The sequence below is a fragment of the Macromonas nakdongensis genome, from assembly GCF_002837145.1.
GTDB classification, from domain to species: domain Bacteria; phylum Pseudomonadota; class Gammaproteobacteria; order Burkholderiales; family Burkholderiaceae_C; genus Macromonas_B; species Macromonas_B nakdongensis.
Genome location: NZ_NWMV01000132.1, coordinates 1 through 2,083 on the forward strand (window position 1 = coordinate 1; position 2,083 = coordinate 2,083).

General features: G+C 67.8%; 2 protein-coding genes. Both read right to left on the reverse strand.

Annotated elements, in window-relative coordinates:
- Window positions 1-997, reverse strand: a 997-nt coding sequence (locus CON77_RS13990; RefSeq protein ID WP_101050115.1) for a branched-chain amino acid ABC transporter substrate-binding protein, incomplete at its 3' end; no start/stop codon positions are given.
- Window positions 998-1,026: 29 nt separating this feature from the next.
- A complete protein-coding gene (locus CON77_RS13995; RefSeq protein WP_101050117.1) occupies window positions 1,027-1,773 on the reverse strand; it encodes a GntR family transcriptional regulator in 747 nt (248 codons plus the stop codon).
- Window positions 1,774-2,083 lie beyond the last annotated feature (310 nt).

A 2,083-nucleotide genomic window follows, 5' to 3' on the forward strand; every position in this document is an offset into this window, starting at 1 on the left:
CCAGCACGGTGTCGAACTTGCCGTTGCGCATGGCCTTTTCCAAGTCGTTGTACTTCACGCTCTTGGCGCTGTTGGCGGCCTGTTCGAACAGCTGGAAGGCGGCGTAGGCGTACAGCACGTAGCCTTCGGGCTCGACCTTGGCGTCGCGGAACTTCTTGACGATCGGGGCGGCGGCGGGGTTCTTGCGGGCGTCCGGGCCGAAGGTGAACAACACGTTGTCGGCGGCCTTGCCGGCGGCGGTGACCAGCTCGGTGTTGGACAGGGTGTCGCCACCGAACACGGTCAGCTTCAGCTTGGCCTGCTCGGCCTGGCGCAGGATCAGCGCGACTTCGGTGTGGTAGCCGCCGAAGGCCAGCACTTCCACGCCGGCTTGCTTGAGCTTGGCCACCAGGCCGGAGTAGTCCTTCTCACCGGCGGTGATGGACTCGCGCAGTGCCGGCTTGGCGCCCTTGCCGCCCATGGCTTTGGCTATCTCGTCGGCCAGGCCCTTGCCGTAGGCGCTCTTGTCGTCCACCACGGCGATCTTCTTGCCCTTGAACTTCTCGGCCAGATAGGCGCCGGCGACCTGACCCTGCTGGTCGTCGCGACCGGCGATGGCGAACACATTCTTCAGGCCGCGGTCGGTCACCTTGGGGTTGGTGGAGACGGTGGCCATCAGGATGTTGGACTCCAGGTACACCTCGGAGGCCGGGATGGTGGAGGACGAGCACCAGTGGCCGTGCATGAAGGCGATCTTCTTGTTCACCATCTGGTTGGCCACGGCCACGGCTTGTTTGGGATCGCAGGCGTCGTCGCCCACTTCCAACACCAGCTTCTGGCCCAGCACGCCGCCGCGGGCGTTGATGTCGGCGATCGCCATTTCGGCGCCCTTCTTGATCTGGTCGCCGGCCGAGGCGTACTGGCCGGACATCGGGCCCGCGATGGCGACGACGGTGTCGGCCCAGGCGGTGCCGGTCAGGGTGGCCAGGGCGGCCGCGGCAATCAATGCATGTTTCATCTTGGACTCCTTCGGGGTGGTTCTGGGGGTCAGTGGCTGGGGTTGCGCCCATCGGCGCGGTGTTCGGAGAGGTACTTCACCAGGGAAGCCCCGCCGTCGAGCACGTGGGCCCGCGTCAGGGTTGCCGCCTTCTCCGCGTCCCGCGCGGCAAACGCCTCGATGATGGCGTGGTGCTCGCGCTGGGTCTTGGGCAATTCGGGGGTCACGGCCAGGAGGGCGCGCACGTAGCGCTCCACCTTGTCGTACAGGGATCGGATCTCGGCCATCAGCACCGGGCGCTGGGCGTCGATGTACAGCGCTGAGTGCAGGCGCCAGTTCAGTTCGGCCCAGCGCGCCGGGTTGCGTTCGCTGCCAAAAGCCTGCACCGCCTCGCGCGCGGCCTGCAGGTTCGCGTCGCTGATGTGCGGGGCCGACAGCTCGGCCGCGCGCGCCTCCAGCATGGCGCGGATTTCCACGTACTCCCAGATCTCGCTGGGCGACATGGACGCCACCAGCGCGCCCTTGTTGCGGATGAAGCTGACCAGGCCTTCGGCCTCCAGGCGCTTCAAGGCTTCGCGCACCGGGATTTTGCTGACGCGGAAGCGCTCGGCCAATTCGTCCTGCTTGAGCAGGGCGCCGCTGGCCAGCTGGCCCGAGACGATGGCCTCGCGCAGCGTCTCGGCCACGAAGTCCGAGGTGGAGCGGCGCGCCGCGTCGGGCAGGGCCAAGCCCGCGGGCAACAGGGCCTCGCTGGCGGCGTCGGGGGCAAGTGCGAGGGACTCCACGGGCTTGGGCATTCGGGTGGCGTTGGGGCGGTGTGGCGGTGTGCGAATTGGCCAGGCCATCGGCCCGGCTGATCCGCATATTTTTATATCGTATACGTTATACGATAAGAGGGTTTACCCTTAGACGCGCCCGCAGCCGACAGGCGCTCAGGCCAGAGTCATCAGGCTGGCGTTGCCGCCGGCGGCGGCGGTGTTCACGCTCAGCGAGCGCTCCAGCACCAGCCGTTCCAGGGCCACGCTGGCCTGGCCCGTGGCCAAGGCCTGCACCCCCACGATGGGGCCGGGCCGCTGCGCCAGGTGGGCCAGCACGGCGCGCAGGCCG